This window comes from Duganella sp. 1224, assembly GCF_013408245.1.
In the GTDB taxonomy this organism is placed as follows: domain Bacteria; phylum Pseudomonadota; class Gammaproteobacteria; order Burkholderiales; family Burkholderiaceae_D; genus Rugamonas.
Genome location: NZ_JACBYS010000006.1, coordinates 165,985 through 192,001, shown reverse-complemented (window position 1 = coordinate 192,001; position 26,017 = coordinate 165,985). Strand labels below are relative to the sequence as shown.

Here is a 26,017-nt window from a genome sequence, read left to right as displayed (position 1 = left end):
AGGTGAAGATTCCCATATAATAAGGGATTCACATTAAAAAATCGCCTTTCATGGTGTCTTGCTCCTTCTTTTCATGATCCGCATGCCCCAACCGAAGCGCTTGGCGTATGCCCTGTCCGCTATCTTCACTGTATCGGCGTTGCCGATCTACGCCCATGCCCAGAGCGCGCCGCCCAAGCAGCGCGCGCCGCGCGTCGAGGACAAGAGCGCGCCCACCATCGTCAAGGCCGAGGACATCAGCGGCCGCCCCGAGCGCGAGATCACGCTGGAGCGCAACGCCGAGGTGATCCAGGACAAAACCAAGGTCAACGCCGACAGCGCCTGCTACCGCCAGGTCGAGGACGAGGTCGAGGCCAGGAGCAACGTCCGGATCTGGCGCTACGGCGACTATTTCACCGGTGACGAGCTCAAGCTGAACATGGACACCGGCAAGGGCTATATGCTCAATCCGACCTACCAGCTGGAGGCCAACCAGGCGCGCGGCAAGGCCGAGCGCATCAACTTCGTCAACGAGGACGAGGCGGTGGTGGTCAACGGCACCTACAGCACCTGCCAGAGCCCGGACCCGGACTGGTATCTGAAGTCGGACACGATGAACCTCGATTCCGGCCGCGACGTCGGCACCGCCGGCAAGACGCTGATCTACTTCAAGGACGTGCCCATCCTCGGCACGCCGGCGATGTCGTTCTCGCTGTCGGGCGCGCGCCGCTCGGGCTGGCTGTCGCCGACGCCCGGCTTCGGCTCCAAGAACGGCGCCGAGCTGGTGGTGCCGTACTACGTCAACATCGCGCCCAACCGCGACCTGACGCTGTACCCGAAAATCATCGCCAACCGCGGTTTCCAGATCGGCGCGCTGGGCCGCTACCTGGGCGAGACCGACGGCGGCCTGTACAAGGGCGAGACCTACCTCGAGTTCATGCCGCACGACCGCGAGTACGCGCAGGCCAACCCGAACGAGAAGAGCGACCGCTGGATGGTGCGCTCCAGCCACAGCCAGGACATCACCCAGCAGTGGGACTTCAGCTGGAACTTCAACGCCGCCTCGGACAACAACTATCCGAACGACTTCTCCAAGAACGTCACCAGCTCGACCGACCGCCAGCTGCTGCGCGAACTGCGCACCGACTACCACGGCGACTTCTGGACGCTGACCGCGCGGGTGCAGAAGTACCAGGTGCTGCAGGACCCGGAATCGGTGGTCGACCCGACGCTGTTCGTGTCGCGCCCGTATGACCGGCTGCCGGCCATCAACTTCAACGCCGCGCAGTACGACGTCGCCGGCGGCTTCGACTGGGCCTTCAACGCCGAGCTGACCCGCTTCTACCACCCGACGCTGATCAACGGCACCCGGCTGGTGGCGATTCCGCAGCTGAGCTACCCGATCATCGGGCCGAGCTACTTCATCACGCCGAAGGTGATGCTGAACGCCGCCACCTACCAGCTGGACGCCTACCAGGGCGCGAGCTCGCAGAACCTGTCGCGCTCGGTGCCGACGTTCTCGCTGGATTCCGGCCTGGTGTTCGAGCGCGACATCAAGTTCCTCGGCAAGAGCATGACGCAGACGCTGGAGCCGCGGCTGTTCTACGTCAACACGCCGTACCGCGACCAGAGCAAGCTGCCCAACTTCGACACCGACCTGGCCACCTTCAACTTCAGCCAGATCTTCAGCGAAAACCGCTTCGTCGGCTCGGACCGCATCGGCGACGCCAACCAGCTGACCGCCGCGCTGACCTCGCGCTTCCTCGACGCCAACGGCGCCGAGGCGCTGCGGCTGGCGTTTGGCCAGCGCTTCTACTTCCGCGACCAGCGCGTGCAACTGGACTCGTCGACGCCGACCGGCGACAGCCGCTCGGACATCCTGCTGGCCGCCACCGGCCGCATCTCGGACACCTGGGCGTTCGACAGCGCGGTGCAGTACAACCAGGGCGAGCGCCGCGTGGTGTCGGAGAGCTATACCGCGCAATGGATACCCGGGCCGAAGAAGGTGCTGAACCTGGGCTACCGCTACCTGCGCGACAGCTTCAAGAACATCGAGCTGTCGAGCCAGTGGCCGATCTTCCAGCGCTGGTACGGCGTCGGCCGCATCAGCTACTCGCTGCAGGACAAGAAAATCCTGGAAAGCCTGGCCGGCCTCGAATACAAGGCCGACTGCTGGGTGTTCCGCACCGGCGCCCAGCGCTTCGTGACCACCTCCACCAAGGCCTCGACCCAGATCTTCTTCCAGCTGGAGCTGAACGGCCTGTCCCACCTGGGCCTCGGCAGTCCGCTGGAGGCGATGAAGGCCAGCATTCCGGGCTATCAGCGCCTGAATGAGGGCTATGGCCGCTAACCGATGTACACTTGGCGTCCGCCGCGCAAAAACGCGTCGGCGCCCCCTTGTCCTTTTTACACCTGACTCTTGAGCGTTCTACCATGCGTAATGCCAGTAAGTACCAGATGAAACTCCTCGCAGTCCTGTTGTGCACGGCCGCCCTGAGTGGTTGCAGCCTGTTCTCGTCGAAGAAGAAAGCCGAGCCGGCCCCGGCGCCGGCCGCCCCGGCCGCCGCTACGGCCGCCACCGCCGCGCCGGCCGCCACCGCCGCGCCGGCCGCCAAGCCGGCCGAGAAGAAGGACGGTGCCGGCTTCCTGCCGCCGGGCGAGTCGGGCAACGTGGCGATCGACTCGATCGTGGTGGTGGTCAATGACGACGTCATCACCCAGCGCGAGCTGAACAACCGCATCAAGACCGTCACCGCGCGCATGAAGGCGCAGAACGTGCAGATGCCGGACCCGGCCGACCTGCGCCGCCAGCTGCTGGAGCGCATGATCGTCGAGCGCTCGCAGCTGCAGATGGCCAAGGACATGGGCGTGCGCGTCGACGACCTGCAGCTCGACCGCGCCATCCAGCGCATCGCCGAGGCGCAGAAGATGACGGTACAGCAGCTGCGCGACCAGATGGAAAAGGACGGCACGCCGTTTGCCGGCTTCCGCGAGGAGATCCGCGAGGAAATCATCATGCAGCGCCTGCGCGAGCACGAGGTGGACGCCAAGATCCAGATTTCCGACGCCGAGGTGGACAGCTTCATCGCCGCCGAGAAGGCCGCCGCCGCCGAGCAGTTCGAGGTCAACATCTCGCAGATCATGGTGCGCATTCCGGACAACGCCTCGGCCGAGGTGATCGCCCAGCGCCGCGCGCGCGCCGAGGAGGTGATGCGCCAGCTGCGCACCGGCGCCGACTTCGCCAAGATGGCGGCCACCTATTCCGACGCCAGCGACGCGCTCCAGGGCGGCGCGGTCGGCTGGCGCCAGCTCGAGCGCCTGCCGCCGGTGTTCGCCGAGGCGCTGGCCAAGCTGCAGCCGGGCCAGGTGACGCCGATCATCAAGAGCGTGGGCGCGTTCCACATCCTGAAGGCGGTCGACCGCCGCAGCCTGGCCGACGCCCAGCAGGTGGCGGCCGTGCAGCAGACCCACGCGCGCCACATCCTGATCAAGGTGACGCCGACCATGAGCGCGGCCGACGCCAAGCGCAAGCTGCTGGAGCTGAAGGAGCGGCTGGACAACGGCGCCGCCAAGTTCGAGGACCTGGCGCGGCTGGTGTCGCAGGACAGCTCGGCCTCCAAGGGCGGCGACCTCGGCTGGTTGCAGCCGGGCGACGTCATGCCGGAGTTCGAGACCGCCATGAACGGCCTCAAGATCGGCGAGGTCAGCCAGCCGGTGGAAACCAGCTTCGGCGTGCACCTGATCCAGGTGCTGGAGCGCAAGAGCGACGACCAGTCCAAGGAGCGCGAGCGCAACAACGCGCGCGCGGCGCTGCGCGAACGCAAGCTGGAGGAAGCCACCGAGAGCTGGCAGCGCGAAGTGCGCGACCGCGCTTACGTCGAGTACCGCAACGACGACGACAAGCAGGCCAACGACAAGGCCAACAAGTAAGTCGGCCACCAAGCAGAAAGGGGAGCACGCGTGAGCGCCACTTCATCCAGACGGCGCCCGGGAGTGCGCCCCGCCATCGCGGTCACGGTCGGCGAGCCGGCCGGCATCGGGCCGGAAATCTCCCTGCGCGCGGCGTGGGCGCGGCGGCACGCGGTCAACTGCGTGCTGCTGGGCGACGCCGCCTTCCTGGCCATGACGGCGGCCGACATCGACCCGGCGATCCGGGTGTCGTCGCTGTCGCTGATGGCGGTGCGCAACGGCGGCCTGCCGCACTTCGGGCCCGAGCGCCTGACGGTGATCGACGTGCCGCTCAGCGCGCACGTCGTGCCCGGCCAGCTGGACAAGGAAAACGGCCGCGCCGTGCTGGCCACGCTGGACGCCGCCATCGAGGGCGTGGGCGCCGGCTGGTTCGAGGCGGTGGTCACCGCGCCGCTGCAAAAGAGCACCATCAACGACGCCGGCGTGCCGTTCTCCGGCCACACCGAATATTTTGCTGAAAAAACCGCCACGCCGCAGGTGGTGATGATGCTGGCCGGGCCGCAGGCCGTCGAGGGCGAGCTGAACGGCAAGCCGCTGCGGGTCGCGCTGGCCACCACCCACCTGCCGCTGAAGGACGTGGCGGCGGCGCTGAGCCAGCAGGGCCTGGCGCGCATCCTGGCCATCCTCGACGCCGACCTGCGCGGCAAGTTCGGCCTCGCCGCGCCGCGCATCCTGGTGTGCGGCCTGAACCCGCACGCCGGCGAGAACGGCTACCTGGGGCGCGAGGAGATCGAGGTCATCGCGCCGGCCATCGCGGCGGCGCGGGCGCGCGGCATCGACGCCCGCGGCCCGTACCCGGCCGACACGCTGTTCCAGCCGAAATACCTGCGCGACTCCGACTGCGTGCTGGCCATGTACCACGACCAGGGCTTGCCGGTGCTGAAGTACGCCACCTTCGGCCACGGCGTCAACATCACGCTCGGCCTGCCGCTGATCCGCACCTCGGTCGACCACGGCACGGCGCTGGACCTGGCCGCGCAAGGCCCGGGCCGGGCCGACTGCGGCAGCATGGAGCAGGCCATCAGCGCCGCGCTGGCCATGGCAAACCACTCTTTGGACAATCAGACATGAAACAACACGTAGCCCGCAAACGCTTCGGCCAGAACTTCCTGCATGACCAGCACGTGCTGGGCAGCATCACCGACTCGATTAACCCGCAGGTCGGCGACGCCATGGTCGAAATCGGCCCCGGCCTGGCGGCCATGACCGACCAGCTGCTGCGTACGCTCAAGCACATGCACGTGGTCGAACTGGACCGCGACCTGGTGGCGCGGCTGGAAAAAGCCTATCCGCGCGACAAGCTGACGATCCACTCGGGCGACGCCCTGAAGTTTGACTTCGGCACGATACCGGTGCCGGAAGGGCAAAAGCTGCGCATCGTCGGCAACCTGCCGTACAACATCTCCAGCCCGCTGCTGTTCCACCTGGCGAGCTTCGCGCCGCTGGTGCAGGACCAGCACTTCATGCTGCAGAAAGAGGTGGTGGAGCGCATGGTGGCCGAGCCGGGCAGCAAGGTCTACGGTCGGCTGTCGGTGATGCTGCAGTGGCGCTACGACATGTCGCTGCTGTTCGTGGTGCCGCCGGAAGCCTTCGATCCGCCGCCCAAGGTGGACTCGGCCATTGTGCGCATGATCCCGATCGCCGAGCCGCTGGCCTGCGACGCGGGCACGCTGGAAGCGGTGGTGCAGAAGGCGTTCTCGCAGCGCCGCAAGGTGATCCGCAACTGCCTGAGCGGCATGTTCACCGAAGCACAGATCATCGCCGCCGGCATCAACCCGACCGACCGGCCGGAAGCGGTGGGCCTGGCCCAATACGTCGCCCTGGCCAATCTGCTGAATTAAAAAACCGGGGTCAGTGCCGACATTCGGACATTCGGTCGCGCGCGACCGAATGTCCGAATGTCGGCACTGACCCCGGTTTGCAAAAAAAAACCCGCTCAAGGGAGCGGGCTTAAATCCATTTCCTTTGCAAGAAGTGGAGGAGACAGGTGCAGTATGGTGCGTTGTGCCATATCACGCCACTTTATTTTCCGAATATCAATTATCTTGATATTGAATATCTCCTCCACCTGCGCCGCCGGCCGGCGGCGCGTTCCCGTTTATTGGCAGGTCAGCACCATGTTGGTGACGGCAGCGTCGTGCATGACGCCGGTGCCGTTGGTCAGCGTGCAGTTCAGGCCGTTGGTTGGCGGCACGATGGTGACGCCATACGCCTGGCCGTCTGGCACCTGGCCGCTGAGCGTGAACTCGCCGCTTGGGGTCAGCGTGCTGGTGGTGGTCGAGGTGGCAGGGACGCCGCTGCTCAGCGTCACCGTGCCGCCGGTGGAACCGTTGATCAGGGTCACGGTGCGGGCGGTGCCGTCGGCGGCCGGGGTCAGGCCGCTGTACTGGCCGCCCAGCGTGTAGGCATTCTGGCTGCAGGCGATGACCGCCTGGATGGCGACGTTGTAGCCGGCCGAACCGGTGGCGCCGCCGATCTGGCAGGTCATGTGGTCAGGCTGCTTGACGAAGGTGATGTTGTAGTCGGTGCCGTAGCTGATCTGCTTGCTGAAGGCGAAGCTGGTGGCGCCCGACGGCACGCTGATCTGCTCACCGCCGTTGGCCAGCACCAGGCCGCTGTTATTCAAGCCGCTGATCGTGCCCTGTACAACGAACTGTTGCTTGCCGCCGCAACCGGCAATGGCGGCCACCATGGCCAGCGCCATACCGGCGCGTACGAACGAAAATTTCATGTATTTCTCCAAAAATTAGAAGGCGGCGGCTTATTGGCAGTTGACGATCAGACCCAGCTGGTCCGAACTGGCTGGCATGGTGCCTGGGTTCAGCGCCTTGTCCACAGTGCAAGTCTGGCCGCTAGGCTGATTCAGCACGGTCACGCCGTACGCGGCGCTGTTGGCCACCTTGGTCGGGAAGGTGAACTTGACATCGGCGCCGCCATTCGGCAGCACGGCGGTGGTGTCGGAACCGTTGGCCAGCACCAGACCGCTAGCGGTCAGTCCCTTGACCGTACCACCCAGAACGTACGGGTTGGAGGTGCAGATGAAGCCGGTCGAATAGACGGTGTATACGCTGGCGCTGGCGGTGTTGTTGATGCCAGTGGCTGGGTTGGGCTTGCAATTGGCGCCAGCTGGCTGAGAGAAGACCTGAAGATCGAATTTTTCATCGACGCCGAGCAGCTTGGTGAAAATGTAGCTGGTGACGCCCGGCTCGATGGTGAGTTTTTCGCCATTGCCGTTGTTGATCAGCACCAGCCCGTTCAGGCTCGCGTTATTAGGGATGTATTGGATCGTGCCGGACAGCGCCAGGCTGCCGTTGTTGCCGCCACAGGCGCTCAGGATCACAGCACACAGCAGGGAGACACCCGCACGCAGATACGAACTTTTCATAAAACTCTCTCTCCAAAACGAATAGGGCCCGGCAGCGCGCACGGGAGGCAGCATATTACACGTGTGGGGCGTATTTTAGTGCATTTGGTAACGCGGCCCCCGCAAATGGATGTAACAGCGTGTGTCCCGCCAGCTAACGCACCTGCGCCACCTCGCACGCCGAGCGGCGCCCGTCGAGGCGGCAGCGGTTGCGGATTTTGCCTTGCAAATCATGGACTTCGATATCCCACTGGTCGGCGCCGCGGCGCTCCATGGTCATGAAGCCGAAGCCGTCCACCCACGAGCTGAAGTGCTCGACCACCGCGCCCGGCGCCGGCGGCGGCGAGGGCGGCAGCCGCTCCGGCAGCGGCACGATGTCTTCCGCCGTGCCGGCAAAGCCGGCCACGAACTGGCTCGGGTGGCCGCTGCTGAAGCTTAGTTGCTCCCACAGGTGGATGTGGCCGGACAGCATGGCCTGTATCTGCGGCGGGAACAACTGCGGATTGAGCGAACCGAAACTGGCTTGCAGGCCGGCGTCGCCCGGCAGCAGCACGATGCGGCCGTCGGCCTTGCTGTCGGCGCCCATGCCCAGCAGCGGATGGTGCGAAATGCCGAGGTTGCGCGGCGCCCGCTGCGCCAGCGCCGCCAGCTTGCGGTAGTGGTCCTGGTAGCGGGCGTAGCCGGTGTCGCCCGGCTTCAGGCCCTTCCACGTGGTGTTGGCGGTGTCCAGCACCAGCAGCTGGGTGTCCTGGCCGATCGGCACGGCGTAGGGATCGCTGTAGTTGCCGACGTCGTCATCGGCAGCGGCGTTGCAGTCGCGGCCCGGGAGCAGAGGACGCGGATCGAGGAAGCGCCAGTAGCCCTGGCCGGCGCGCTGGCAGTTTTCGTGGTTGCCGCGCGTCATGATCCACGGCGCCGCGTCCAGCAGCCTGGCGCCGGGGGCGAAGAAGTCGTCGTCCCAGGCGTCCCAGCCGTAGCCCCAGGGACTGCCGGCGCAGCCGGGGTTGCCGTCGGGGCAGGCGTTTTCGCGGTAGTGGTAGTCGCCGACGTGGATCACCAGGTCCGGCTTCCACGCGGCGGCCTGGGCGGCCACGGTGGCGAACGGGTATTGGGCGGCTTCGTTGCAGGCTTGCCAGCTGTTGCTGCTTTTTTGCAGGCGGCAGCCGGTGTCGCCGATGACCACGATGCGGGTCGGCGCGGCTTTGGGCAGCGGCAGCTTGCGGCCCAGCACAGTCGCGCTGGTGGTGCCGGCCGGCAGCGTGGCCTCGCAGGTCAGCAGCGGGAAGTCGGCCGGCTTGGAGTCGGCCGGGGCGGACGGCGTGGGCCGCAGCGGGATGGTTTGCGCCGGCGCGCGCAGCGTCATCGGCTGGCTGTGCTGATCGAGCACGATGGCCGGGCAGGCCGGGGCGTCGATCAGCACGCGCGCCACGGCGGCGCCGTATTCGCCCAGCACCACGTAGGCAGTGAAGTCCGGCGCCGGCGGGGTGTTGGTGGCGGCGCAGCCGGTCAGCAGCAGGGCGGGTGCCCAGCGTTTCAGCATAGTAATATCCATGGTTATCGTTTGTTCCGTCGTTCCGGCGCAGGCCGGAACCCATAGAATGCTGGCTCAGCATGGATTCCGGCGTGCGCCGGAATGACGGCAAGGTTCAGCCGCGTAATTTACCATGGCCTTACAATATGTTTGTCTGCCATTTTTTCCGAGCCATCATGACCCCACGCCGCCCGCTAGCCCTGCTGTTCGATCTGGACGATACCTTGTGGCCCATTGGCCCGGTCATCATGGCGGCCGAGGCCAGCTGGCACGCCTGGCTGGCCGAGCACGCGCCGCGCGTGGCCCAGGCCTTCAGCGTGGCCGAGCTGCGGGTGCGCCGCATGGCGCTGCTGGAACGCCGCCCCGAGCTGCTGGCCGACCTGTACCAGCTGCGGCGCGCGGCGCTGGAAGAGGTGTTCGCCGAAACCGGCGAGGACCCGGCCCACATCGAGGGCTCGATGCGGGTGTTCGCCGCCCAGCGCAACATCGTGGTGCCGTACGCCGACGTCATGCCGGTGCTGCCGCTGCTGCAAGGCATGCTGCGGCTGGGCGTGATCACCAATGGCAACGCGGACCTTGAAGTGATCGGCATGGACCACCATTTCGAGTACACGCTGTCGTCCTCGCAGTTTGGCAGCGCCAAGCCGGACCCGCGCATCTTCCACGCCGCCTGCGACGCCATGGGCGTGGCGCCGGAAGATGCCGTCTACGTCGGCGACGACCTGCGGCTGGACGTGCAGGGTGCGCAGCAGGCCGGCCTGCGGGCGGTGTGGATGAACCGCGCCGGCAGCCAGGCGCATCTGGAGGCCGGCGTGGTGCCGGATGCCATTTGCGCCACGTTTGACGAACTGCTGGCGTGGATCCGTGGGCAGATGCAGCATAGCCGTGCATAATAAGCAGAAATCTCTACCAGCAATGACCGATACTTAGCATGCAACTCGACAACCGCGCACAAACCCTGCTCAAGGCCCTGATAGAACGCTACATCGCCGACGGCCAGCCGGTGGGCTCGCGCGCGCTGTCCAAAATTTCCGGCCTGGAGTTGTCGCCGGCCACCATCCGCAACATCATGGCCGACCTGGAGGAGCTGGGCTACGTGGCCAGCCCGCACACCTCGGCCGGCCGGGTGCCGACGCCGCGCGGCTACCGCATCTTTGTCGACACGCTGCTGACCGTGCAGCAGATCGACGAGCAGGCGGTGGGCGCGCAGCTGCGCCTGCAGTCGCCGCAGCCGCAGAAGATGATCACCAACGCGGCGCAGATGCTGTCGTCGCTGTCGCAGTTCGCCGGCGTGGTGCTGAGCCCGCGCCGCGAGTCGGTGTTCCAGCAGATCGAGTTCCTGCGCCTGGGCGAGAAGCGCATCCTGCTGGTGATCGTGGCGCCCAACGGCGACGTGCAAAACCGCCTGCTGCTGACCGAGGTCGACTACACGCCGGCGCAGCTGGTGCAGTCGGCCAACTACATCAACCAGAATTACGGCGGCCTGGCCTTTGACGAGGTGCACGCGCGCCTGCAGAACGAGGTGCGCCAGCTGCGCGACGACATGGGCCGGCTGATGCAGGTGGCGGTCGAGGCCGGCAGCGAGGCGATGAAGGACGATTCCGAGGACATGGTCATCGCCGGCGAGCGCAACCTGTTGTCGGTCAGCGATTTGTCGTCCAACATGACGTCGCTGCGGCAGATGTTCGACATGTTCGAGCAGAAGACCGGGCTGATGCAGCTGCTGGACGTGTCGACCAAGGCTAACGGCGTGCAGATTTATATCGGCGGCGAGTCCAGCCTGGTGCCGATGGATGAGATGAGCGTGGTGACCGCGCCGTACACCGCCAACGGCAAGATCGTCGGCACGCTGGGGGTGATCGGGCCGACGCGCATGGCCTACGAGCGGGTGATACCGATTGTGGATATTACGGCCAAGCTGTTATCGAATGCGCTGAGTCATCATTGAGTTGACCCCGGTAAGGCGGGGTCTGACCCCGTACGGGGTCAGACCCCAGTGCGGCCGCCGTGCGGGTTATTGCGGACGGTAGGGGCAGGCGGTCTTGGTGCAATTGCCGTAGATCGCCAGCGCGTGCTCGGCGATCTTGAAGCCGCGCTCGGCGGCGATGGCGTTCTGGCGCTCTTCGATGGCTTCGTCGAAGAATTCCTCGACACGGCCGCAATCGACGCACACCAGGTGGTCGTGGTGCGAGCCGGCGTTGAGCTCGAAAATGGCCTTGCCAGTCTCAAAGTGGTTGCGGTTCAGCAAGCCCGCCTGCTCGAACTGGGTCAGCACGCGGTAGACGGTGGCCAGGCCCACATCCATGTTGTCGGCCAGCAGGATCTTGTAGACATCCTCGGCGGTCAGGTGGCGCACTTCGCTATTCTGGAAAATATCCAGGATTTTGATGCGGGGCAGCGTGGCTTTCAGGCCGCTGGCCTTCAGATCGGTCGGATTGTTACCCATGTCGAGACTCTTCGTGTGGTTGGCGATAGCTAGGCGTTAGTTTAACGTACTCCGGGGCGCTCCGCACCACATTGCGAAATCCCATAACTTTCCCATAAGAATTTTCATTTACAAAGATTTGCACTTGTTTTGCGGGATAATGCCCCATCCCGCACCGTGTGCTTTATGATATAGCGTTTTTCGGCACTTCCGCTCGACCAGATTGAGGACTTTTATGCGCGTCACCCAGGCTTTTTCGCAGTCGTTGTTGCACCGTATTACTCCTGTCGCCGCCGCCGCGTCGTGCGTGACGCTGGCGCTGGCGCTGGGCGGCTGCGCGACCAAAACCACCCTGGGCGAGAAAGCCAGCGAGATCAAGGACACCGAGCCGACGCTGGACGCCAGCAAGGGCGCGCAGACCACCACCATCACGCGCCTGCAGCGCTTCATGTGGTTCTTCTCGCCGTACCGTCCGGACATCCAGCAGGGTAACTTCGTGTCGGAAGAAATGTTGTCGCAGTTGAAAGTCGGCATGACGCAGGACCAGGTCCGCTTCATCTTTGGCACCGCGCTGCTGACCGACCCGTTCCACGCCAACCGCTGGGACTACGCGTTCCGCCTGGCGCGCGGCAACGGCGAAGTGACCACCAGCCGCGTGATCGTGTTCTTCGACAAGAACGGCAAGGTCGAGCGCTGGGAAGGCGGCAACCTGCCGACCGAGAAGGAATACATCGCCCGCATCGCCGGCCCGGCGCCCAACGCCAAGAAGGAGGCCGCCACCGAGGCCGCGCTGGCCAAGCCGGCGCCGAGCGCGCCGCTGCCGTCCGGCACCGACAACCCGGCCGCCGCCTCGCCGGTGGGCGTGACGATCAGCAACGACAAGAAATAACAAGGATTTCAGCATGACCCCAATGAACATCGCCATTGCCGGCGCCGGCGGCCGCATGGGCCGCATCCTGATCGAGGCGGTGCAGAACGCCGACGACGCCCGCCTGTCCGGCGCGCTGGACCGCGCCGGCGCGGAGCAGCCGGACGCCGCCGCCTTCCTCGGCAAGCCGGCCGGCGTGCCGGTGGCGTCGGACTTCGGCAAGGGGCTGGCCGGCGCGCACTACCTGATCGACTTCACCCGCCCGGAAGCGACGCTGGAACACCTGAAGTACTGCGCCGAGCACGGCATCAAGCTGGTGATCGGCACCACCGGTTTCGACGACGCCGGCAAGGCCGCCATCGCCGCGGCCGCCAAGAAAACCGCCATCGTGTTCTCGCCCAACTTCTCGGTGGGCGTCAATGTCACCATGAAGCTGCTGGAGCAGGCCGCCAAGGCGCTGTCGACCGGCTACGACATCGAAATCGTCGAGGCCCACCACCGCTTCAAGGTCGACGCGCCGTCGGGCACGGCGCTGAAGATGGGCGAGGTCATCGCCGACGCGCTGGGCCGCGACCTGAAGCAGGACGGCGTGTTCGCGCGCGAAGGCGTGACCGGCGAGCGCGATCCGTCGTCGATCGGCTTTGCCACCATTCGTGGCGGCGACATCGTCGGCGACCACACCGTGCTGTTTGCCGGCATCGGCGAGCGCATCGAGATCAGCCACAAGTCCAGCAGCCGCGTCACCTACGCGCACGGCGCGCTGCGCGCCTGCCGCTTCCTGGCCGACAAGCCGACCGGCCTGTTCGACATGTACGACGTGCTGGGCCTGAAAAATCCATGAACCCGGGCGCCAGCGAATTCACGCTGTCCCGCTTCTGGGAGCAGGGCGACGCTGTCAGCCACGCGGTCGCGTTCGTGTTGCTGGGGATGTCGCTGGTGAGCTGGTTCTTCATCCTGTCCAAGGCGTTGGCGGCGTGGCGCATCCGCCGCAGCGCGCCGGCGGTGCGGGCGTTCTGGGACGCGCCGTCGATGCAGGACGGCGTGGCCGGCCTGACGCTGGCCGATCCCGAACAGATTTTCCTGCCGCTGGCCGAGCAGGGCGCGGCGCAGCTGCGCGCCGCCGCCCGGCCGTCGCTGGGCGGCGAGATGGACCGCGCGGCGCAAGTCACGCGCGTGCTGCGCGACGCGATCCAGCGTTCCACCAACCGGCTGGAGGGCGGCCTGACCTTGCTGGCGTCGATCGGCGCCACGGCGCCGTTTGTCGGCCTGCTGGGCACGGTGTGGGGGATTTATCACGCGCTGGCCAATGTGTCGTCGCACGGCACGGTGCAGATCGACAAGGTGGCCGGCCCGGTGGGCGAGGCGCTGGTGATGACCGCCATCGGCCTGACGGTGGCGATACCCGCCGTGCTGGCGTACAACGGCTTCAACCGCGTCAACCGCCTGACGCTGTCCGAGCTGGACGCGTTCGCGCACGACCTGCACGCGTATTTGACCAAGTAAGATCATGGCTTTCGGCGCGTTCAACCACCACCGCAATCCCGGCCCGATGGCCGACATCAACGTCACGCCGATGGTGGACGTGATGCTGGTGCTGCTGGTGATTTTCATCCTGGCCGCGCCGATGTTCACCGGCTCGGTGCAACTGGAGCTGCCGAAGGCGCAGGCGCCTGCCGCGCAGTCGGCGCCGGCGGCCACGGTCACGCTGTCGATCGACGGCAAGGGCAGGATTTTCTGGAATAACGATCCGGTCGACCAGGCGGCATTGGACGCGCGCTTCGTCGCCGCCGCGAAACTGGAGCCGCAGCCCGAACTGCAACTGCGCGCCGACAAGGATACGCGCTACGAAGTGGTGGCACAGGTGATGGCCGCCGCGCAGAGCAATGGATTAACCAAATTGGGCTTCGTCACCGATCCCAAGAAAGAGCAACAGTAAATGGCAACCGCGGAACTGAATGGCGCAGCCATCCAAGATGAAGCCAGCTTCCACGCCGCCTGCAAGGCGGCGATGGGCTTTCCCGACACCTACGGCAACACCATGGACGCGTGGGTCGACTGCCTGAGCTACCTGCGCGACGAGGACAGCATGAGCAAGTTCCGCCTGAAGCCGAACGAGGTGCTGGACATCGTCATCCAGGACGCCGCTGCCATGCAGCCGGACATCCTGGAAGAAGTGACCTACTGCGTGGCCGGCCTCAACGAGCGCTACGAGGACTACGGCGAGAAGCCGGCCCTCAAACTTACGCTGCGCTAGGCGCGGCGGGCGGCTCGACGCCGGCCGGCACGGCGTTCGGGATGTTGGCCTTGGCGCCGGTTTCGCCTGGCGCCAGCGTCAGCACCTCGAAACCGGTTTCGGTCACGTGCACCATGTGCTCCCACTGCGCGGACAGCGACTTGTCGCGCGTCTCGACGGTCCAGCCGTCGCTCAATTCCCGCGTGGCCGCCTTGCCGGCGTTGATCATCGGCTCGATGGTGAACAGCATACCCGGCTTCAGCACCATGCCCTGGCCGGGACGGCCGTAGTGCGTCACCTGCGGCTCCTCGTGGTAGACCTGGCCGATGCCGTGGCCGCAGTAATCCAGCACCACGCTGTAGCCGGCCTTCTCGGCCACGGTCTGGATGGCGAAGCCGACGTCGCCCAGCGTGGCCTTGGGCTTGACCGCGCGGATGCCGGCCCACATCGCCGCGTAGGTGGTTTCCACCAGCTTGCGGGTTGGCTTGGACGGCTCGCCGACGTAGTACATGCGGCTGGTGTCGCCGTGCCAGCCATCCTTGATGACGGCCACGTCGATGTTGATGATGTCGCCGTTCTTCAGCACCTGGGTGTCCGACGGAATGCCGTGGCACACCACGTGGTTGACCGAGCTGCACACCGTGGCCGGAAAGCCGCCATAGCCGACGTTGGCCGGAATCGCCTGCTGCACGTTGACGATGTAGTCGTGGCACAGCTGGTCGAGGTAGGCCGTGGTCACGCCCGGTTTGACGTGGGGCGCGATCATGGTCAGCACGTCGGCCGCCAGCTGGGCGGCGACGCGGGCCTGAACCATTTGCTCGGGCGTTTTGATGAGATTGGCGTTACGGCGGGACATGGACGACCTCTTTATTTGCAGAGGCGGTATTGTCCCACATCCGTTAGCGCACCGCTGTCAAATCGAAGTGCGGGTTGTGGATCAGGCAAAGCAGATTGCCGAACGGGTCGGCCAGTTCCACGGTCCTGATCTTGTCGCCGACGTCCTGGATGGCGCCGTGCACGGTGGCGCCCAAGGCGGTGATGCGGGCCACTTCGGCCTCGATATCGTCGACGCCCCAGTAGACCAGGGCGCCGGCTTGGGCGGGCGTGCCGCCGTCCGGCAGCAGGCCCAGTTCGAAGCCGCCGACGTTGTAGCCGACGTAAAACGGCTGGTCGAAATAGGGGCCGACGCCGAAGACCTGGGTGTACCAGTCCTTGGCCTTGGCCAGGTCGGCCACCGGGTAGATGGCGGTGCGCAGTCCGTTGATCATGGTGTGTCTCCTGTTGAAGAAAACACCATCTTGGCACATCAGGCGGCGGGATGATTGGAAAAATGGAATCGCTCGGGCGCGCTGCCGGCGAATTCCTGGAAGTCGTGGATCAGGTGGGATTGGTCGAAGTAGCCGCAGTCCAGCGCCAGTTGCGGCCAGTCCGGCGAGCGGGCGGACTTGAGGGCGGCCGTGGCCCGGCGGAAGCGGCAAATCCGCGCAAACAGCTTGGGCGACAGGCCGACGTGCTGGCGGAACTGCGCCGCCAGGTGCTGGCGCGACACGCCGAGTTCCGCCGCCAGGTGCTCGACGCGCAGCGCGCCGCCGCCGCTTTCCAGCGCGCCGAGCGCCTGCCGTACCAGCGTCAGGCTGGTGGCCGGATGCGCAGGGCCGGCGCGCAGGCGGCGCAGCAGTTCGCGCTCGATGACGGCCAGCCGCGCTCGCTCGGGTGCGTCGGTGGTCCATAGCGCATCGGCCAGCCGGTCGGCGTCGCTGCGGTCCCACAGCAAATCGATATCGGCGTGTTGGTCGGTCAGCGCCTGCAGCGGCGCCGGCAGGAACAAGCCCGCCATGCCGGGCTTGAAGCGCACCGCCAGCGTCCGCACCGGCCGCGCGCTCGGCACCAGCGAGGACGACGACATCATGCCGACCGCGAAGCCGGGCTGTCCGCCGTCCTGCCAAAGGATGTCGACACAGTTATCCGGCAGCACCCGGTGCACATGCGCCGAAGCCGGCGCCCGCGCCGCCCAGACGCATTGCAGGTACGGGGCCAGGGTTGGATGGGGTAAGTATTCGCGATAATACATGGCAGAAGCATATCATTTGCACAACCCCGCAGGGCCACACCGGGGTCTGACCCCGTACGGGGTCAGACCCCGGCGGCGACGCGCCGGTTTGGGGTGAACGCCAATGCGCGCTGATTTATCGAATCAGCGCGCCGCCACCCCGATGAATCGGCCAGCCTCAAGGTATAATGTAAGGTTCAATATTCACTCATGGCCGTACACCATCATGCAAGATAAATATAGTCCCGCCGACGTAGAAAAAGCCGCGCAATCCCACTGGAAAGCCATCGACGCCTACAAAGCCGTCGAGAACGACCCGCGCTTCCCGAAAGGGAAATACTATGCCTGCTCGATGCTGCCTTACCCATCGGGCAAGCTGCACATGGGCCACGTCCGCAACTATACGATCAATGACGTGATGTACCGCTACCTGCGCATGAACGGCTACAACGTGCTGATGCCGATGGGCTGGGACGCCTTCGGCATGCCGGCCGAAAACGCCGCCATGGCCAACAACGTGCCGCCGGCGCAGTGGACCTATTCCAACATCGCCCACATGCGCTCGCAGATGGAGCTGATGGGCCTGGCCATCGACTGGTCGCGCGAAATGACCGCGTGCAAGCCGGAATACTACAAGTGGAACCAGTGGATGTTCCTGAAGATGCTGGAAAAAGGCATCATCTACAAGAAGACCGGCACCGTGAACTGGGACCCGATCGACCAGACCGTGCTGGCCAATGAGCAGGTCATCGACGGCAAGGGCTGGCGCTCGGGCGCGGTCATCGAGAAGCGCGAAATTCCGATGTACTACGCGCGCATCACCGACTACGCCGAGGAACTGCTGGACCACGTCGACAACAAGCTGCCAGGCTGGCCTGAGCGCGTGCGCATCATGCAGTCCAACTGGATCGGCAAGTCGACTGGCGTGCGCTTCGCCTTCCCGCACGACATCAAGGACGCCGACGGCAAGCTGATCAACGACGGCAAGATGTACGTCTTCACCACCCGCCCGGACACCATCATGGGCGTGACCTTCTGCGCCGTGGCCGCCGAGCATCCGCTGGCCGTGCTGGCCGCGCAGAACAATCCCGAGCTGGCCGCCTTCAACGCCGAGTGCAAACTGGGCTCGGTGATCGAGGCCGACATGGCGACCATGGAGAAGAAGGGCATGCCGACCGGCCTGTTCGTCACCCACCCGATCACCGGCGACAAGGTCGAAGTCTGGGTCGGCAACTACGTGCTGATGACCTACGGCGACGGCGCCGTGATGGGCGTGCCGGCGCACGACGAACGCGATTTCGCCTTCGCCAAAAAGTACAACCTGCCGATCAAGCAGGTCATCACCACCGCCGACCACCCTGAGTACTCGACCGACGCCTGGCAGGAATGGTACGGCGACAAGGAAGTGGCGATCGTCACCAACTCCGGCAAGTACGACGGCCTGCGCTACAAGGAAGCGCTGGACGCGGTGGCCGCCGACCTGGCGGCAAAAGGCCTTGGCGAGAAGAAGACCACCTTCCGCCTGCGCGACTGGGGCATCTCGCGCCAGCGCTACTGGGGCACGCCGATCCCGATGATCAACTGCCCGGACTGCGGCTCGGTGCCGGTGCCGGAACAAGACCTGCCGGTGGTGCTGCCGGAAGACTGCGTGCCGGACGGCAGCGGCAACCCGCTGAACAAGTACGAAGCCTTCCTCAAGTGCGACTGCCCGCAGTGCGGCAAGCCGGCGCGCCGCGAAACCGACACCATGGACACCTTCGTCGATTCGTCGTGGTACTACATGCGCTATACCTCGCCGGGCGCGAACGACGCCATGGTCGACAGCCGCAACGACTACTGGATGCCGATGGACCAGTACATCGGCGGCATCGAGCACGCCGTGCTGCACCTGCTGTACGCGCGCTTCTGGACCAAGGTGATGCGCGACTTCGGCCTGGTCAAGTTCGACGAGCCGTTCGTCAACCTGCTGACCCAGGGCATGGTGCTGAACGAGACCTACTACCGCGAGGACGCCGCCGGCAAGAAGACCTGGTTCAACCCGGCCGACGTCGACCTGTCGCTGGACGACAAGGGCCGGCCGCAAGGCGCGCTGCTGAAGGACGACGGCCAGCCGGTGCAGATCGGCGGCACCGAGAAGATGTCGAAGTCGAAGAACAACGGCATCGACCCGCAGGCGCAGATCGAACAATACGGCGCCGACACCGCGCGCCTGTTCACCATGTTCGCCTCGCCGCCGGAGCAGACGCTGGAATGGTCGGGCAGCGGCGTGGAAGGCGCCAACCGCTTCCTGAAGCGCGTGTGGAACTTCGGCTACGCGCAGCGCGAGGCCATCGCCGCCGCCGGTTCGCCGCTGAGCGCCGCCGCCACCTCGGACGCCGGCAAGACCCTGCGCCGCGAAGTGCACAAGGTGCTGCAGCAGGCCGACTACGACGTCAAGCGCATCCAGTACAACACCGTGGTGTCGGCTTGCATGAAGATGCTGAACACGCTGGAATCGGCCAAGGACGTGGAAGCGGCCGTGCTGTCGGAAGGCTATGCGATCTTCCTGCGCCTGCTGAACCCCGTGGCGCCGCACATCACCCACGTGCTGTGGCAAGAGTTGGGCTACGCCGGCGACATCCTGGACGCGCAGTGGCCGCAGGTCGATCCGGCCGCGCTGGAACAGTCGGAAATCGAGATGATGATCCAGGTGAACGGCAAGCTGCGCGGTAGCGTGGTGGTCGCCAAGGGTGCCGACAAGGCCGCCATCGAAGCCGCCGCGCTGGCCAACGAGGCGGTGCAGAAGTTCATCGAAGGCACGCCGAAGAAGGTGATCGTGGTGCCGGGCAAACTGGTCAACATCGTGGTGTAAGGCGGATTATGGCGACGACTACTAGCAAAATTTTGAGCGCGGCAGCGCTGGCCGCCGTGCTGACGCTGTCCGGCTGCGGCTTTCACCTGCGCGGCGACAGCGGCCATTACACGCTGCCGTTCCCGTCGATTTACGTGGGGCTGCCGGAGTCGTCGCCGTTGGCGATTGATCTGAAGCGTAACATCCGCGCCAACGGCGGCACCACCGTGGTGGCCAGCCCGCGCGACGCGGACGGCGTGATCGAGGTGCTGACCAATCCGGAAAAGACCAAGACCAAGACCATCCTGTCGCTGAACAGCAATGGCCGCGTGCGGCAGTACCTGCTGACGTATAACATCGTGTTCCGCGTGCTGGACAAGCAGGGCAAGGAGCTGCTGGCGCCGACGCAGATCACGCTGACGCGGCCGATCGACTTCAACGAAACCCAGCTGCTGGCCAAGGAGCAGGAAGAGGCGCTGCTGTACAAGGACATGCAGACCGACCTGGTGCAGCAGATGATGCGCCGTATCGCCGCCGTCAAGACGCCGGGCATGTCGCTGGCGCCGACGCCGCTGCCGGCCGACAAGCAGCCCTCGGCGCAGCCGTCGACGCTGCCGCCGGCCGTGCCGATTCAGTAAAGGCGCCGCATGCAATTACGGTTGGAGGCGCTGGACGGTCATTTGAGCAAATCGCTGTCGCAGCTGTACGTCATCAGCAGCGACGAGCATTTGCTGGCGCTGGAGGCCGCGGACAAAATCCGCAAGGCCGCGCGCGCGCAGGGCTATTCCGAGCGCGACGTGCTGACCGTGGAGCGCAGCTTCAAATGGGGCGAGCTGCTGGCGGCCAACCAGGCGCTGTCGCTGTTCGGTGACAAGAAGCTGATCGAGCTGCGCATCCCGACCGGCAAGCCGGGCAAGGATGGCGGCGCGGCGCTGCAAAACTATGTGAAGGATCTGAGTCCGGACAACCTGACTTTGATCACGCTGCCCAAGCTGGACTGGCAGACGCAGAAGGCGGCCTGGGTGGCCGCGCTGCAACAAGCGGCGGTGTATATCGACATCCCGCAGGTGGAACGGGCGCAGTTGCCCAATTGGATAGGCCAGCGCCTTGCCCAACAAGGGCAAAGCGCGGACCGGCAGAGCATTGATTTCATCGCCGATCGCGTGGAAGGCAATCTGCTTGCGGCCCATCAGGAGATTCAAAAACTGGCCTTGCTGCACGAGCCGGGCAAGCTGACCTACGAGCAGGTGCACGAGGCGGTGCTGAATGTGGCGCGCTACGATGTGTTCAAGCTCAGTGAGGCGATGCTGGCGGGCGATCCGGCGCGGTTGATCCGCATGCTGGACGGCCTGAAAGGCGAGGGCGAAGCGCTGCCGCTGGTGCTGTGGGCGGTGTCGGAGGAGATCCGCACGCTGCTCAAGCTGAAGGCGGGCATGGCGCAGGGCCGGCCGCTGGGGGCGCTGCTCAAGGAGCATCGCATCTGGGGGCCGAAGGAACGCATGATGGACCCGGCGCTGCGCCGCATTTCGCTGCCGACGCTGGAAGCGGCAATGAAGGAGGCCGCGCAAGTGGACAAGATGATTAAAGGGCTGCGCGCGAAAGCGTATGCCGGCGATGCCTGGGACGCCATGCTGCAACTGGCCCTCAAAGTCGCCCGTGGCTGACACCGATACCGCGTCATTCCGGCGTACGCCGGAATCCATGCTGAGCCAGCGTTCCATGGACCGCAGCGGCGGACCGTCCGGCTTGCGCCGGAATGACGGGGGCAGGAGATAACGAATGGACATCAAGCAGTACATGGAAGAATTGGGCCAGCGCGCGCGCAAGGCGTCGCGCGCCATGGCCCGCGCCGACACCGCCACGCGCAACCGCGCGCTGACGCTGATCGCCGACGCCATCGAACGCGACGCCTACGCGCTACGCGCCGCCAACCAGCAGGACATGGACGCCGCCGCCGCCAACGGCCTGGCGCCGGCCATGCTGGACCGCCTGGCCTTATCGGACAAGGCCATCGCCACCATGATCGAAGGCCTGCGCCAGATCGTCGCGCTGCCGGACCCGATCGGCGAAATATCCGGCCTCAAATTCCGCCCGACCGGCATCCAGGTCGGCCAGATGCGCGTGCCATTGGGCGTGATCGGCATCATCTACGAATCGCGCCCCAACGTGACGGTGGACGCGGCGGGCCTGTGCATCAAGAGCGGCAACGCCACCATCCTGCGCGGCGGCTCGGAAGCCATCCACTGCAACCGCGCGCTGGCCAGGCTGGTGAAGGAAGGCCTGGAAGGCGCCGGCCTGCCGGCCGACGGCGTACAAGTGGTGGAAACCACCGACCGCGCCGCGGTCGGCGCGCTGATCACCATGCCGCAGTACGTGGACGTGATTGTGCCGCGCGGCGGCAAGAGCCTGATCGCGCGCCTGATGGCGGAAGCCACGGTGCCGATGATCAAGCACCTGGACGGCATCTGCCACGTCTACCTCGACGCCAAGGCCGACATGAAGAAAGCGCTGGACATCGCCTTCAACGCCAAGTGCCACCGCTACGGCACCTGCAACACGATGGAAACGCTGCTGGTGGCGCGCGCGATCGCGCCGGCGGTGCTGCCGGAACTGGCCAGGCTGTACGCGACCAGGCAGGTCGAGCTGCGCGCCGATCCGGAAGCCGCCGCCATCCTGCGCGGCTACCCGCACCTGGCCGCGGCCACGGAAGAGGACTGGTCGACCGAATACCTGGCGCCGATCCTGGCGGTGAAGGTGGTGGCCGACATGGACGAGGCCATGGACCACATCAACACCTGGTCGTCCAAGCACACCGAGGCGATCGTCACCGAGGACCATACGGCGGCGATGCGCTTCCTGCGCGAAGTGGATTCGTCGTCGGTGATGGTCAACGCCTCGACGCGTTTCGCCGATGGTTTTGAGTACGGCCTGGGCGCGGAGATCGGCATCTCCAACGACAAGCTGCACGCACGGGGCCCGGTCGGGCTGGAAGGTCTGACCTCGCTGAAATACGTGGTCTTCGGCCACGGGGAAATTCGACAATAAGTCGACAATAAGGATCGCTCATGCTGTACCTCTGGATCAAGGCACTGCACATCTTCTTCGTCATCGCGTGGATGGCCGGCGTGTTCTACCTGCCGCGCATCTTCGTCAACCTGGCGATGGAGACCGACAGGAATACCACCGAGCGTTTGCTGCTGATGGCGCGCAAGCTGTATCGGTTTTCGCTGTGGATTTCGGTGTTGGCGGTGCTGTTCGGGGCGTACCTGATCTACCTGGCCTACGGCGCGCACATGCCGGGCTGGCTGCACGCCAAGCTGACGCTGGTGGTGCTGCTGATCGGTTATCACCATATGTGCGGCGGCATCCTGAAGCGCTTCGAGCGCGGCGAGAACAAGCGCAGTCACAAGTGGTTCCGCGTGTTTAATGAGCTGCCGGTGTTCCTGATGCTGGGCATCGTGCTGCTGGTGGTCGTCAAGCCTTTCTGAGGGAAACGTCATGAGCAAAGTGTGTCAGTACTATTTTGCGGCGCATTCGCCGTGGGCGTATCTGGGCCACGAGCGATTGGTCGCCATCGCGCAAAAGCATGGCGTGCAGATCGAGCTGAAGCCGTGCGACTTGAGCAAGGTGTTTGGCGTGTCCGGCGGGCTGCCGCTGGCCAAGCGCGCGCCGCAGCGGCAGGCATACCGGCTGCTGGAACTGGCGCGCTGGTCGGAATACCTCGGCATGCCGCTCAAGCCGCAGCCGCAGTTTTTCCCGGTGTCGCCGGAACTGGCCAACAAGATGATCGTGGCGGCGCGGCTGGCACACGGCACCGACGCCGCCCTGCAATTGGCTGGCGCCATCATGCGCGGCCTGTGGGCCGAAGACCGCAACATCGGCGACGAGGCCACGCTGGTGCAGATCGCCGGCGGCTGCGGGCTGGATGGCAAGGCGCTGGTCAAGTCGTCGGAGACGGCCAGCGTGCAGGCCGAGTATGACCGCAACACCGACGATGCGAATGCCGCCAGCGTGTTCGGTTCGCCGTGGTATGTGCTGGATGGCGAGAATTTCTGGGGCCAGGATCGCCTGGACTTCCTGGAACGGGCAATGACGAAGTAACAGCGCCGCGCCCGCGTGGGCGGCGCGCAAATTTTTTTAACGGACAAAAGGTACACCTATGGCATCCTTCTTTTGCCCATGCCCGCGCGGCATGGAAGCGGCTTTAACCGAAGAACTGCGCGAGATCGCGCAACGCAGCACCACCATGAAGGTGCACAACGAAGTCCCCGGCGGCGTGCACGCCTCGGGCGAGCTGACCGACGCTTACCTCATGAACCTGCACTCGCGCATCGCCTCGCGCGTGTTGATGCGCATGGGCGCCGGCGGCTACAAGAACGAGAACGATATCTACGACCTCACGCTGGAGCAGCCGTGGGAGGAGTGGTTCAGCTATGAGCACACCATCCGCGTCGATCTGACGGCGGTGAAGTCGCCGCTGAAAAGCCTGGAGTTCACCACGCTGAAGATCAAGGACGCGATCTGCGACCGCTTCCTCGATCAGTACAAGAAGCGGCCGTCGGTCGATACCAAGGAGCCGGATATGCGCATCTTCGGCTTTGTCGACGCGCACCAGTTCATCGTGTATCTGGATACGTCGGGCGAGGCGCTGTTCAAGCGCGGCTGGCGCACCGAGACCGGCGACGCGCCGCTGCGCGAGAACCTGGCCGCCGGCCTGCTGCGGGTGTCGGGCTGGAAGCCGGGCATGCCGCTGTTCGATCCGATGTGCGGCTCTGGCACGATTCTGTGCGAAGCGGCGCAGATGGTGCAGGGCGTGCCGCCGGGCGCGCGCCGCCGTTTCGCGTTTGAGAAGTTTCACGATTTCGAGGCTGGCGTATGGCAGCAGATGAAGGCGGATATCAAGCCGAATCCGCTGCCGGCCGAGCCGACCATTTTCGGTTCCGACATCTCGGGCGATATGGTGGCGATGGCGCGCCACAATCTGCGCAGCGCGGGCATTCTGTTTGATGTGCCGCTGAAGCAGATCGAGGCGCAGCAGGTGCAGGCGCCAACCGCGCAGCCGGGGATTTTGCTGACCAACCCGCCGTACGGCGAGCGGATCGGCGTGCGTGGCGACAGCAGTTTGCAGCAGGATGAACTGGCCAACAGCTTCTATGCGGATTTCAGTTCGACGCTGAAGCAGCGGTTTGCCGGCTGGACGGTGTATCTGTTCACGGCGGATCTGGGCGTGCCGAAGCTGCTGCGCTTGAAGGAGGCGCGCAAGACGCCGTTCTTCAACGGCGCGCTGGAATGCCGCTTGTTCCGCTTCGACATGGTGGCCGGCTTCAACCGCCGCGAGGCCGCCAAACCCAAAGACGCTTAACCCCGCAGGGCCACAGAGGGGTCAGACCCCGTACGGGGTCTGACCCCGGCGGCGGCGCACCGCTTTGGGGTGAAAGCACGCGCGCTATAAGGAAAACGATTAATGCTACCGACTCCGCCAGCCGACCTGCCCGACCAGGACGTCGACCACGATGTGCCGCCACCCCCGCCGCCGCACCGCAAGCCGCTGACCGCCGCCGCGCTGGCCGTCATGCTGGCCGCGCTGTCGATGATCGGCCCGTTCTCGATCGACGCCTACCTGCCGGCCTTCCCCAACATCCAGGCCACGCTGCACGCCACCCCGCTGGAAGTGCAGCAAAGCCTCACCTTCTACATGCTGGCCTTCGCCGGCATGGTGCTGTGGCACGGCGCGCTGTCCGACGCCTTCGGCCGCCGCAACGTCATCCTGGTGTCGCTGGCCATGTTCGCCATCGGCACCCTGGGCTGCGCTTCCGCCCACACCGTCCACTACCTGTGGGTATTTCGCATCATGCAGGGCGTGTCGGCCGGCGCCGGCGTGGTGGTGGGGCGCGCCATCATCCGCGACCTGTACGAGGATGCCGCCGCCGCGCGCCTGCTGTCGCTGGTGACCATGATCTTCTCCATCGCCCCGGCCATCGCCCCCATCCTCGGCGGCTGGATCGTCACGCTGTCCGACTGGCGCACCATCTTCCTGTCGCTGCTGGCCTACAGCACGCTGCTGTTTATCTTTTGCTACCGCCGCCTGCCGGAGACGCTGCCGCCGGAAAAGCGCCATCCCTTCAATCCGCGCTTCCTGGTGCGTAACTACGGCGAGATCCTGCGCTCGCCGCTGTTCCATATGAAGACCGGGGTGGTGGCGCTGAATTTCGCCGGCCTGTTCATCTACATCTCGGCCGCGCCGATCTTCCTGCCGGAGACGCTGCACCTCGGCGCCTCGCAATTCGCCTGGCTGTTCATCCCGTCGGTGGGCGGCATCTTCCTCGGCGCGCTGGCGGCCAACCGCATCGCCGGCAAGATGACCTTCGCGCGCCAGATCGGCATCGGCTTCTGCTTCCTGCTGGCGGCGTCCACCGTCAACCTGCTGTATCACAGCTTGCTGCCGCCGGCGCTGCCGTGGACCGTGCTGCCGCTGTTGTTTTATACCTTCGGCATGTCGGTGGTGGCGCCGGGGGCGACGCTGCTGGCGCTGGACCTGTTCCCGCACATCCGCGGCACCGTGGCCTCGGTGCAGTCGTTCGCGGTGACGCTGCTGGGCGCCATCGTGGCAGGCGTGATCGCCCCCGTGCTATCACATTCGGCGTTGTGGCTAGCCGCCGGACAAATGGCGTTTAGTGCCTCTGCTCTTGCTTTGTGGTTGACGTCGCGCCGTTACCGGAGCATGCTAACGCGCTATCCGGGTTGATAAACATTAACGGCAGGAAAGTG

General features: G+C 65.5%; 26 protein-coding genes. 19 read left to right on the top strand and 7 right to left on the bottom strand.

The features are described 5' to 3' along the window. Positions 1-82 precede the first annotated feature (82 nt). From FHW58_RS22310 to rsmA, 4 genes are all read left to right on the top strand, one after another. Complete coding sequence (locus FHW58_RS22310) at positions 83-2,329, top strand: LPS-assembly protein LptD (RefSeq protein WP_229265450.1); 2,247 nt, start codon at positions 83-85, stop codon at positions 2,327-2,329. A 107-nt stretch (positions 2,330-2,436) separates the two neighbouring features. Further along, positions 2,437-3,909 (top strand): peptidylprolyl isomerase, encoded by a 1,473-nt coding sequence (locus FHW58_RS22305; protein WP_179675375.1) that lies wholly within the window; start codon positions 2,437-2,439, stop codon positions 3,907-3,909. 63 nt (positions 3,910-3,972) lie between these two features. Further along, positions 3,973-5,019: a 4-hydroxythreonine-4-phosphate dehydrogenase PdxA gene (gene pdxA / locus FHW58_RS22300; RefSeq protein WP_373996723.1), complete on the top strand. Its 1,047-nt coding sequence runs from the start codon at positions 3,973-3,975 to the stop codon at positions 5,017-5,019. After that, a complete protein-coding gene (gene rsmA / locus FHW58_RS22295; protein ID WP_179675373.1) occupies positions 5,016-5,789 on the top strand; it encodes a 16S rRNA (adenine(1518)-N(6)/adenine(1519)-N(6))-dimethyltransferase RsmA in 774 nt (257 codons plus the stop codon). Before pdxA ends, rsmA begins: the two co-directional genes overlap by 4 nt. A gap of 257 nt (positions 5,790-6,046) precedes the next feature. Here rsmA and FHW58_RS22290 read toward each other — a convergent pair whose 3' ends face one another. The 3 genes from FHW58_RS22290 to FHW58_RS22280 form a co-directional block, all read right to left on the bottom strand. Beyond that, complete coding sequence (locus FHW58_RS22290; protein WP_179675372.1) at positions 6,047-6,679, bottom strand: hypothetical protein; 633 nt, start codon at positions 6,677-6,679, stop codon at positions 6,047-6,049. Positions 6,680-6,709: 30 nt separating this feature from the next. Next, positions 6,710-7,333 (bottom strand): hypothetical protein, encoded by a 624-nt coding sequence (locus FHW58_RS22285; protein ID WP_179675371.1) that lies wholly within the window; start codon positions 7,331-7,333, stop codon positions 6,710-6,712. A 133-nt stretch (positions 7,334-7,466) separates the two neighbouring features. Then, on the bottom strand, positions 7,467-8,852 hold the full coding sequence (locus tag FHW58_RS22280; protein ID WP_229265449.1) for a metallophosphoesterase: 1,386 nt from the start codon (positions 8,850-8,852) through the stop codon (positions 7,467-7,469). Positions 8,853-9,019: 167 nt separating this feature from the next. Between FHW58_RS22280 and FHW58_RS22275 the strand changes: the two genes are divergently transcribed. Both FHW58_RS22275 and hrcA read left to right on the top strand, forming a co-directional pair. Further along, the gene (locus tag FHW58_RS22275) at positions 9,020-9,736 is read left to right on the top strand and encodes an HAD family hydrolase (protein ID WP_179675369.1); all 717 of its coding nucleotides are present in this window, start codon (positions 9,020-9,022) and stop codon (positions 9,734-9,736) included. A gap of 38 nt (positions 9,737-9,774) precedes the next feature. Then, entirely contained in the window at positions 9,775-10,791 is a 1,017-nt protein-coding gene (gene hrcA / locus FHW58_RS22270) for a heat-inducible transcriptional repressor HrcA (RefSeq protein ID WP_179675368.1), read from the top strand. A 66-nt stretch (positions 10,792-10,857) separates the two neighbouring features. On the opposite strand, the gene fur is transcribed toward hrcA, so the two are convergent. Then, complete coding sequence (fur, locus tag FHW58_RS22265; protein WP_179675367.1) at positions 10,858-11,289, bottom strand: ferric iron uptake transcriptional regulator; 432 nt, start codon at positions 11,287-11,289, stop codon at positions 10,858-10,860. Between the two features lie 214 nt (positions 11,290-11,503). On the opposite strand from fur, the gene FHW58_RS22260 reads away from it, so the two are divergent. The 5 genes from FHW58_RS22260 to FHW58_RS22240 are packed head-to-tail and all read left to right on the top strand — an operon-like array spanning position 11,504 to position 14,390. Then, positions 11,504-12,157 carry an outer membrane protein assembly factor BamE gene (locus FHW58_RS22260; RefSeq protein ID WP_179675366.1) on the top strand — a complete coding sequence of 218 codons (654 nt, stop codon included), beginning with the start codon at positions 11,504-11,506 and terminating at the stop codon, positions 12,155-12,157. A 13-nt stretch (positions 12,158-12,170) separates the two neighbouring features. After that, complete coding sequence (dapB, locus tag FHW58_RS22255; protein ID WP_179675365.1) at positions 12,171-12,977, top strand: 4-hydroxy-tetrahydrodipicolinate reductase; 807 nt, start codon at positions 12,171-12,173, stop codon at positions 12,975-12,977. Further along, a complete protein-coding gene (locus FHW58_RS22250; protein WP_179675364.1) occupies positions 12,974-13,639 on the top strand; it encodes a MotA/TolQ/ExbB proton channel family protein in 666 nt (221 codons plus the stop codon). The genes dapB and FHW58_RS22250 overlap by 4 nt, the downstream gene beginning before the upstream one ends. A gap of 4 nt (positions 13,640-13,643) precedes the next feature. After that, positions 13,644-14,072 carry a biopolymer transporter ExbD gene (locus FHW58_RS22245; RefSeq protein WP_179675363.1) on the top strand — a complete coding sequence of 143 codons (429 nt, stop codon included), beginning with the start codon at positions 13,644-13,646 and terminating at the stop codon, positions 14,070-14,072. Then, positions 14,073-14,390: a barstar family protein gene (locus FHW58_RS22240; RefSeq protein WP_179675362.1), complete on the top strand. Its 318-nt coding sequence runs from the start codon at positions 14,073-14,075 to the stop codon at positions 14,388-14,390. It begins immediately after the preceding gene. Here the strand turns inward: FHW58_RS22240 and map are convergent. The 3 genes from map to FHW58_RS22225 are packed head-to-tail and all read right to left on the bottom strand — an operon-like array spanning position 14,377 to position 16,440. Beyond that, on the bottom strand, positions 14,377-15,225 hold the full coding sequence (map, locus tag FHW58_RS22235) for a type I methionyl aminopeptidase (protein WP_179675361.1): 849 nt from the start codon (positions 15,223-15,225) through the stop codon (positions 14,377-14,379). The two genes, FHW58_RS22240 and map, sit on opposite strands and share 14 nt — an antisense overlap. A gap of 43 nt (positions 15,226-15,268) precedes the next feature. Then, positions 15,269-15,637, bottom strand: coding sequence for a VOC family protein (locus FHW58_RS22230; protein ID WP_179675360.1), 369 nt, complete (start codon positions 15,635-15,637; stop codon positions 15,269-15,271). Between the two features lie 38 nt (positions 15,638-15,675). Further along, positions 15,676-16,440 (bottom strand): helix-turn-helix domain-containing protein, encoded by a 765-nt coding sequence (locus FHW58_RS22225; protein ID WP_179675359.1) that lies wholly within the window; start codon positions 16,438-16,440, stop codon positions 15,676-15,678. Between the two features lie 205 nt (positions 16,441-16,645). Here FHW58_RS22225 and leuS point away from each other — a divergent pair, with 205 nt between their 5' ends. From leuS to FHW58_RS22185, 8 genes are all read left to right on the top strand, one after another. Further along, complete coding sequence (gene leuS, locus FHW58_RS22220; RefSeq protein WP_179675358.1) at positions 16,646-19,270, top strand: leucine--tRNA ligase; 2,625 nt, start codon at positions 16,646-16,648, stop codon at positions 19,268-19,270. Positions 19,271-19,278: 8 nt separating this feature from the next. Next, positions 19,279-19,887, top strand: coding sequence for an LPS assembly lipoprotein LptE (lptE, locus tag FHW58_RS22215; RefSeq protein ID WP_179675357.1), 609 nt, complete (start codon positions 19,279-19,281; stop codon positions 19,885-19,887). 9 nt (positions 19,888-19,896) lie between these two features. Then, positions 19,897-20,913, top strand: a complete 1,017-nt coding sequence (gene holA / locus FHW58_RS22210; protein WP_179675356.1) for a DNA polymerase III subunit delta — start codon at positions 19,897-19,899, stop codon at positions 20,911-20,913. A 115-nt stretch (positions 20,914-21,028) separates the two neighbouring features. Beyond that, positions 21,029-22,294, top strand: a complete 1,266-nt coding sequence (locus tag FHW58_RS22205) for a glutamate-5-semialdehyde dehydrogenase (RefSeq protein ID WP_179675355.1) — start codon at positions 21,029-21,031, stop codon at positions 22,292-22,294. 20 nt (positions 22,295-22,314) lie between these two features. Then, positions 22,315-22,737 carry a CopD family protein gene (locus tag FHW58_RS22200; protein WP_179675354.1) on the top strand — a complete coding sequence of 141 codons (423 nt, stop codon included), beginning with the start codon at positions 22,315-22,317 and terminating at the stop codon, positions 22,735-22,737. A gap of 10 nt (positions 22,738-22,747) precedes the next feature. Further along, complete coding sequence (locus FHW58_RS22195) at positions 22,748-23,350, top strand: 2-hydroxychromene-2-carboxylate isomerase (protein WP_179675353.1); 603 nt, start codon at positions 22,748-22,750, stop codon at positions 23,348-23,350. 58 nt (positions 23,351-23,408) lie between these two features. Beyond that, entirely contained in the window at positions 23,409-24,611 is a 1,203-nt protein-coding gene (locus FHW58_RS22190) for a class I SAM-dependent RNA methyltransferase (protein ID WP_373996722.1), read from the top strand. Between the two features lie 102 nt (positions 24,612-24,713). Continuing rightward, a complete protein-coding gene (locus tag FHW58_RS22185) occupies positions 24,714-25,994 on the top strand; it encodes a multidrug effflux MFS transporter (RefSeq protein ID WP_179675352.1) in 1,281 nt (426 codons plus the stop codon). Positions 25,995-26,017: the final 23 nt, after the last annotated feature.

Coding starts and splice junctions, on each gene's coding strand:
- FHW58_RS22195 (WP_179675353.1), top strand. CDS start 22,748: ATGAGCAAAGTGTGTCAGTACTATTTTGCGGCGCATTCGCCGTGGGCG.
- FHW58_RS22285 (WP_179675371.1), bottom strand. CDS start 7,333: ATGAAAAGTTCGTATCTGCGTGCGGGTGTCTCCCTGCTGTGTGCTGTG.
- FHW58_RS22230 (WP_179675360.1), bottom strand. CDS start 15,637: ATGATCAACGGACTGCGCACCGCCATCTACCCGGTGGCCGACCTGGCC.
- map (WP_179675361.1), bottom strand. CDS start 15,225: ATGTCCCGCCGTAACGCCAATCTCATCAAAACGCCCGAGCAAATGGTT.
- holA (WP_179675356.1), top strand. CDS start 19,897: ATGCAATTACGGTTGGAGGCGCTGGACGGTCATTTGAGCAAATCGCTG.
- FHW58_RS22240 (WP_179675362.1), top strand. CDS start 14,073: ATGGCAACCGCGGAACTGAATGGCGCAGCCATCCAAGATGAAGCCAGC.
- rsmA (WP_179675373.1), top strand. CDS start 5,016: ATGAAACAACACGTAGCCCGCAAACGCTTCGGCCAGAACTTCCTGCAT.
- FHW58_RS22280 (WP_229265449.1), bottom strand. CDS start 8,852: ATGCTGAAACGCTGGGCACCCGCCCTGCTGCTGACCGGCTGCGCCGCC.
- FHW58_RS22205 (WP_179675355.1), top strand. CDS start 21,029: ATGGACATCAAGCAGTACATGGAAGAATTGGGCCAGCGCGCGCGCAAG.
- FHW58_RS22260 (WP_179675366.1), top strand. CDS start 11,504: ATGCGCGTCACCCAGGCTTTTTCGCAGTCGTTGTTGCACCGTATTACT.
- hrcA (WP_179675368.1), top strand. CDS start 9,775: ATGCAACTCGACAACCGCGCACAAACCCTGCTCAAGGCCCTGATAGAA.
- dapB (WP_179675365.1), top strand. CDS start 12,171: ATGACCCCAATGAACATCGCCATTGCCGGCGCCGGCGGCCGCATGGGC.
- FHW58_RS22250 (WP_179675364.1), top strand. CDS start 12,974: ATGAACCCGGGCGCCAGCGAATTCACGCTGTCCCGCTTCTGGGAGCAG.
- FHW58_RS22275 (WP_179675369.1), top strand. CDS start 9,020: ATGACCCCACGCCGCCCGCTAGCCCTGCTGTTCGATCTGGACGATACC.
- FHW58_RS22310 (WP_229265450.1), top strand. CDS start 83: ATGCCCCAACCGAAGCGCTTGGCGTATGCCCTGTCCGCTATCTTCACT.
- FHW58_RS22290 (WP_179675372.1), bottom strand. CDS start 6,679: ATGAAATTTTCGTTCGTACGCGCCGGTATGGCGCTGGCCATGGTGGCC.
- FHW58_RS22185 (WP_179675352.1), top strand. CDS start 24,714: ATGCTACCGACTCCGCCAGCCGACCTGCCCGACCAGGACGTCGACCAC.
- fur (WP_179675367.1), bottom strand. CDS start 11,289: ATGGGTAACAATCCGACCGATCTGAAGGCCAGCGGCCTGAAAGCCACG.
- FHW58_RS22225 (WP_179675359.1), bottom strand. CDS start 16,440: ATGTATTATCGCGAATACTTACCCCATCCAACCCTGGCCCCGTACCTG.
- FHW58_RS22245 (WP_179675363.1), top strand. CDS start 13,644: ATGGCTTTCGGCGCGTTCAACCACCACCGCAATCCCGGCCCGATGGCC.
- lptE (WP_179675357.1), top strand. CDS start 19,279: ATGGCGACGACTACTAGCAAAATTTTGAGCGCGGCAGCGCTGGCCGCC.
- FHW58_RS22190 (WP_373996722.1), top strand. CDS start 23,409: ATGGCATCCTTCTTTTGCCCATGCCCGCGCGGCATGGAAGCGGCTTTA.
- FHW58_RS22305 (WP_179675375.1), top strand. CDS start 2,437: ATGAAACTCCTCGCAGTCCTGTTGTGCACGGCCGCCCTGAGTGGTTGC.
- FHW58_RS22200 (WP_179675354.1), top strand. CDS start 22,315: ATGCTGTACCTCTGGATCAAGGCACTGCACATCTTCTTCGTCATCGCG.
- leuS (WP_179675358.1), top strand. CDS start 16,646: ATGCAAGATAAATATAGTCCCGCCGACGTAGAAAAAGCCGCGCAATCC.